This window comes from Terriglobus sp. YAF25, from assembly GCF_052113305.1.
Taxonomy (GTDB): domain Bacteria; phylum Acidobacteriota; class Terriglobia; order Terriglobales; family Acidobacteriaceae; genus Terriglobus.
This window is the reverse complement of record NZ_JBFRCY010000370.1, coordinates 1-6,237: the sequence shown is the minus strand read 5'-3', so window position 1 is coordinate 6,237 and position 6,237 is coordinate 1. Positions and strand designations below refer to the sequence as shown.

Sequence of the window (6,237 nt, the reverse complement as noted above, 5' to 3'; positions counted from 1 at the left end):
TCGCCGGTCTGGTCGCGGGCGCCAGCAAAGGCGAAGGCCTCGGCAACCAGTTCCTCGGCCACATCCGCTCCACCGATGCTGTTGCGCACGTCGTCCGCTGCTTTACTGATGACAATGTCGTCCACGTTGCCGGCGGCGTTAATCCGCTCAGCGATATCGATGTCATCAACACCGAGCTTCTGCTCGCCGACCTCGAATCCGTCGAGAAGCGGCTGGTGAAGACCGAAAAGGTTGCCAAGAACTCGCAAGACGCCAAGGTGAAGAGCGAGCTCTCCGCGCTGAAGAAGCTGCAGGCCGTGCTTGGCGAGGGCAAGCCCGCGCGCGTTGCCGACCTCACGGAAGACGAACTGATCGCCAGCCGCGAGCTCTTCCTCATCACCCAGAAGCCCATGCTCTACGTCGCCAACGTCGACGAGGCCGGACTGACCGAAGGCAATGAGTGGACAGCACAGGTGGAGAAGCGCGCCGCCGAAGACGGCAGCGAGGTCGTGCGTATCTGCGGCGCGATGGAGAGCGAAATCGCGCTCCTCGATCTGGAAGAGCGCAAGGAGTTCCTCTCCGCTATGGGGCTGGAAGAGCCCGGCCTCAACCGCCTGATCCACGCTGCCTACAAGCTGCTGCATCTGATCACGTACTTCACCGCCGGTGTCACCGAAGTCCGCGCCTGGACCATCAAGCGCGGTACCAAGGCTCCGGGCGCGGCAGGCGTGATCCATTCGGACTTCGAGAAGGGCTTCATCCGCGCCGAGGCTTACCACTGCGACGATCTCTTCGCTCTTGGCAGCGAACAGGCCGTCAAGGAGAAGGGCCTCTACCGCTCGGAAGGCAAGGAGTACGTCGTCAAGGACGGCGACATTCTCTTCTTCAAGTTCAACGTCTAGCTTCAAGACGCGGTCGCGTTTCAATGCAAGAATAGTTTCTATATCCACATCATCTCCGTGGACAAGAGGAACCGTTCCGATGTCGATGACGCGCCGTACCCTGCTTGCATCGGCGCTGGGAGCAGCCGCAACCGCGGCCGCCCCGGTGCTGACTGCCGCCACCACCTCCCGCCGGCCAAACATCCTCTTCATCCTGGCCGATGACATGGGATGGGGCGACCCCGCCGTCTACGGCTCCGCCAAGATCAAAACCCCGAACATCGACCGTCTCGCGGCGCAGGGCATGCGCTTCACGCAGGGCTACGCCGGGGCTCCGGTCTGCGGTCCATCGCGTTGCACGCTGATGACCGGCCTGCACGGCGGCCACGCGCGTGTCCGCGACAACTTCGCTCTCGCGGCGGGCAAGGTTGGCCATAAGGGCAAAGAAGAGATTCGTCGCGCCAGCCTGCTTCCCGAAGACCGCACCGTGGCCGACTACCTGCGCCCGGCGGGCTATCGTACTGGTCTGATGGGCAAATGGCATCTCGATGGCTACGATCCCGAGGCCACGCCGAATCGTCATGGCTTCGAAGAGTTCAAAGGCTGGCTGACGCAGCGCGAAGAGACGCAGGGCTACTGGCCGGCGAAGCGCATGCGCAATGAGGAAGAGATCGAGATCCCCGAAAACGCGAGCGGCCGCCAGGGCCGCTACGACACGGTGATGATCACTGAAGACTCCATCGACTTCATCACGCGGCACAAGGACGAGCCCTTCTTCCTCTACACCGCCTTCGACAGCCCGCATAGTCCCTACACCGCTCCGGACTTCGGGCCTTACGCCGAGGAGAAGGGCTGGTCTGACGATGAGAAGACCTACGCCTCGATGATCTGGTGGATGGATAAGGGCATCGGGCAGATCCTCGACACACTGAAACGTCTGCACCTGGATGAAAACACGGTCATCTTCTTCGCCTCCGACAACGGTCCGCGCTCCGAACCCACACCGGCGCAGACGCGCGTCATCGACTTCTTCGACTCCAACGGCAACCTGACCGGCTACAAGCGCGACATGTACGAGGGAGGCATTCGCGATCCGCTAATTGTTCGCTGGACTGGCCAGATCAAGGCCGGCTCCATCAGCCAGATGCCTGTCTACTTCCCCGACTTCCTGCCCACGGCACTCGACCTCGCCGGAGCTCCATCAGAGCCCACCGACGGCATCAGCATCCGGCCCTATCTGCTGAGCGGACGCACCGGCGAAGACCGTTTCCTCTACTGGGAGTTCTACGAGCCCGTCTACCGCCAGGCCGGACGCCTGGGCAAATGGAAGGCAGTGCGTCTGAAGAAGGGCGCAAAATTGGAACTTTACGATCTGAGCGTCGATCCCTGGGAAAGCAAGAACATCGCCGCCCAGCATCCCGACATCGTCGCCCGTATGGACGAGGAGATGAAGAAGGCCCACCGCGAGTCACCCGAGTACCCGGACAATCCTCCAGCCAACGGAGCCAAAGCGCCCGAATAGCCCAAGCACCGGGTGCCCCATGTCTCGATTCTGGGACGTGGGTATTCGCGCTCCGCGCGAACCGTTTTTGCTTTCGTCAGGAACCGGAATCATCAACATCCCACTACCGTTTTCCAGCGTTCCGGAAGGTTCCGAACCAAGCCCATCCAACTCACGTGGGAAAATAGAGACATTGTGAGCGACGAATTTCCTAGAATCAAACGCCTTCCGCCCTATGTCTTCAACATAACCGGCGAGCTGAAGGCGGCGGCGCGTAAGCGCGGCGAAGACATCATCGACTTCGGCATGGGTAATCCTGACGGCGCGACGCCGCAGCATATTGTCGACAAGATGATCGAGGCGGCGCACAAGACGCGCACGCATCGCTATTCGCTCTCGAAGGGGATTCCCCGTCTGCGCAAAGCCATCTGCAACTGGTATGCGCAGCGCTACAACGTCGAATTCGATCCCGCGACCGAGGCCATCATGACCATCGGCTCGAAGGAGGGCATCGCCCACTTCTGCCTGGCCGTGCTCGACAAGGGTGACACCGTGCTGGTGCCCAACCCCAGCTACCCGATTCACATCTACGGCCCTGTGATCGCAGGAGCCGATGTACTTAGCATTCCCATCACTGACTCGACCGACGAGTTCCTGTCGCGCATTCAGGACGTGATTCCGCGTATGACGCCGCGCCCCAAGGTGCTGATCGTCAACTTCCCTGCCAATCCGACCGCACAGTGCGTCGATCTTCCCTTCTTCGAGAAGCTGGTCTCCATCTGCAGGGAGTACGGTGTGTGGCTGGTGCACGATCTCGCCTACGCCGACATCGCCTTCGACGGTTACACGCCTCCCAGCGTCATGCAGGTGCCCGGAGCCAAAGACATCGCCGTCGAGTTCTTCACGCTTTCGAAGAGCTACAACATGCCCGGCTGGCGCGTTGGCTTTATGGTCGGTAATCAGAAGCTCGTCGGCGCTCTGGCCCGCATCAAGAGCTACTTTGACTACGGCACCTTCACGCCGATCCAGGTCGCCAGCATTCTCGCCCTGGAAGGCCCGCAGGACTGCGTCAAAGCCATCTGCGACAACTACCGCTCACGCCGCGACGTCCTGGTCCACGGCCTGAACAAGCTGGGCTGGCCGGTGGATCTGCCGAAGGCAACGATGTTCGCCTGGGCTCGCATTCCCGAGCAGTATCGCCATCTGAAGTCGCTCGAGTTCTCAAAGCTGATACTCGAACAGGCCAAGGTCGCGGTAAGCCCCGGCATCGGCTTCGGCGAGTACGGCGATGAGTACGTTCGCTTCTCACTGATCGAGAACGAAGAACGGACTCGCCAGGCGCTTCGTGGCATCAAGCACATGTTCTCGAAGCCCATCGGCGACTAAAGAATCTGGCTAATCTTTTACAAGTTGTCATCCTGAGCGTTCGGGGTCCCCGGCGAACTTGTTCGCTGGGGTGATTAGCGAAGGACCTGCTTTTAGACGGAGCCAACGCGACAACCCAAGCACCGCACCCGCTGCCCCATTCTTCGCGGTGTTATCGCGAAGCGTGGGGTTTAGGGTGGGTATCCCGCTATGCGCGACCGTTTTTCCAAACGTCAAACGACATGCGTAGAGAAGCAGATTTCTCCGCTCCGCTGCGAAATGACAAAACAAGGATTCGAAGGTAGCTCCATATGAATGGGCACCCACCTATTCAACCATTCAACAATTCAACAATTCAACTATCGTGGCCGAAGGCCACGTCCTGGCTTTTAAGCCAGCTCCGCCGACACCGCAGGCTCTTCCTTCGCCGGCCGCTGTACATCGCTATGCGCGTAGTACATCTCCGCAATCGCATCGTGCAGCTTCTTTGTGACAGCCTCAGCATCTCTCGTCGTAAGTCCGGTGGTGTCGATCGGATCCCCGTCGATGGGTACCTGGCCAGAACGCGTGAGATGCCATCCAATAAACGGAATCTTGAAGAGATAGTGATTCGCCAGGATGCGGAACTGGAATGGCAGATTGCCAAAGAGCGCCGGTGTATCCATGTAGCTGATGTGGTTTGACGCGTACACTCCCACACGGCCCAGTTTCTCGCGGCCGATGATGGTCATCGGCGAGAACGCGAGCATCAGCAGTGACTTCGCCCACACCTGCGCAATGGCATGCTGCTGCCGCCCGCCCTTATCCCACAACGACGTAATCAACGAGATGATGCCAAAGAACGCGGTGGACGCCACGATCAACGGCGCCAGCAAAACGTATGTCAGAAGCTTCTGTGCGGTGGTCGGTTTCGCCATCGTAGTCAGTTACATCTCTTTCCTCAGAATATGACGCACCTCGCCAATCAAATAAACCGAACCGGTCACAACCACGAGTCCGCCGGCTGGCGYAACGGCGCGAGCCTGCTCCACGGCAGCGGCAACGTCGGGCGCCGTCTCAGCAGGGATATCCAGACGAGCGGCAGCCTGCTTCAGGTCATCGATCAACGCGGCGCGCGGATTCATCATCGGCATCAGCACAATGTGATCCTGCACGCGATCGGCACTTGCATCGAAGAGCGGGAATAGTATCTGCGCAATGCCGTCTACTGCTTTGTCCCGCAGACAGGAGAAGAGCAGCGTGCGCGGCCGCGACTCCGGAAGCTGGCCCAACGCGGAGCGCAGTGTCCATGCGCCGTCAGGGTTATGAGCCACATCCAGCAGGAACTCCACACCGCCGCGGGTCAGCACCTCTAGACGTCCCGGCCATTCTGTCTGGTGAATCCCAGCGGCAATGCTGCCGGCAGTGATCTTCGCAAAGTCATGATGCTCGCGAAGCTCGACTGCGGTGGCAATCGCAAGTGCGAGATTGCGCTGTTGGTGTGCTCCCCCCAAGGGAGCATCGATGATGACATCTTCCCCAAGCACACGCAGGGGATACACATTGCGGAAAGGACTTGTCTGCGCCAGGCCGCGGTCAGGAATATAAGCAGCGGCATTGACGCCACGCACCTCCAGGGGCACCGCGACTTCACCCAGAGCGTAGTTCGCCTCAGGATGCTGCGGCAGCGTGACCATCACGCCGTTCTTGCGCAGAATCCCGGCCTTCTCCTTCGCGATGTGCGTCAGTGTTGGTCCGAGGTAGTCCATGTGATCGAGCCCGAGATCGGTAATCACCGAGACGACGGGTTCGACGATATTCGTCGCATCCAGACGCCCGCCCAGGCCAACCTCCAGCACGGCAATCTCAACCTTCTGCTCCGCGAAGTAGAGGAAGGCGATCGCGGTCATCACCTCAAAGAAGCTGGGAGGATGCGGCAACTCTCCAGCAGCGACCAGACGGTTCGACGTGTCATCCACACGGAAGTAGAGCTGTGCGAAGGTCTCGTCACCAATCAACTCATTGCCAATGCGGATGCGCTCATTGATACGCTCCAGGTGCGGCGAGGTGTAGAGTCCGGCGCGATAACCCGAGGCGGTCAGAACACTGGCCAGCGCCGCCGCCGTCGATCCCTTGCCATTCGTGCCTGCAATCAGCACGGACGGGAAGGTGGTCTGCAGATCGCCCAACTCGGCCATCAACCGGCGCATATAGGCGAGGTCGAACTTGCGGCGGGRCGCACCCGGCTGTGGCGGCGCAAGCTCGTGGCCACGGGCGTAAAGCTGTTCGACGGCAAGCTGGTAGGACATGACGGGCTCCCCCCCTATTTTAGGCGTGCCATCAAACCCCTGATGTCAGCGTTCGATGACACGTCTTATGACCACCTACCACCAAGGTGGAATAGGGAATCCCACCACCGTTCGCGGCCGCTTGCCGAAGTGGAATGTTCACCGGAGCACCTTCGAGAGATTCTGACTCTGGCAGGAGCGGGAAGACGCTCCGCAGAAAAGAGGCACACAGTATGCACGACAT

Annotated in this window: 5 protein-coding genes; 3 read left to right on the top strand and 2 right to left on the bottom strand. The window is 60.2% G+C overall.

Annotated features, from left to right (window positions below; translation table 11 throughout):
- The 3 genes from ychF to alaC form a co-directional block, all read left to right on the top strand.
- A partial coding sequence (gene ychF, locus AB4043_RS15780) for a redox-regulated ATPase YchF (RefSeq protein WP_442307476.1) occupies positions 1-881 on the top strand: 881 nt, incomplete at its 5' end.
- Positions 882-966: 85 nt separating this feature from the next.
- Positions 967-2,382, top strand: a complete 1,416-nt coding sequence (locus AB4043_RS15775; protein ID WP_442302251.1) for an arylsulfatase — start codon at positions 967-969, stop codon at positions 2,380-2,382.
- A gap of 174 nt (positions 2,383-2,556) precedes the next feature.
- The gene (gene alaC / locus AB4043_RS15770; RefSeq protein WP_442302250.1) at positions 2,557-3,747 is read left to right on the top strand and encodes an alanine transaminase; all 1,191 of its coding nucleotides are present in this window, start codon (positions 2,557-2,559) and stop codon (positions 3,745-3,747) included.
- Positions 3,748-4,115: 368 nt separating this feature from the next.
- On the opposite strand, the gene AB4043_RS15765 is transcribed toward alaC, so the two are convergent.
- Positions 4,116-4,643 (bottom strand): lysophospholipid acyltransferase family protein, encoded by a 528-nt coding sequence (locus AB4043_RS15765; protein WP_442307475.1) that lies wholly within the window; start codon positions 4,641-4,643, stop codon positions 4,116-4,118.
- 9 nt (positions 4,644-4,652) lie between these two features.
- Complete coding sequence (locus AB4043_RS15760; protein WP_442307474.1) at positions 4,653-6,014, bottom strand: bifunctional folylpolyglutamate synthase/dihydrofolate synthase; 1,362 nt, start codon at positions 6,012-6,014, stop codon at positions 4,653-4,655.
- Positions 6,015-6,237 lie beyond the last annotated feature (223 nt).

Excerpts from the sequence above, each read along its gene's own strand:
- AB4043_RS15775 (WP_442302251.1), top strand. The coding sequence starts at position 967 with ATGACGCGCCGTACCCTGCTTGCATCGGCGCTGGGAGCAGCCGCAACC.
- AB4043_RS15765 (WP_442307475.1), bottom strand. The coding sequence starts at position 4,643 with ATGGCGAAACCGACCACCGCACAGAAGCTTCTGACATACGTTTTGCTG.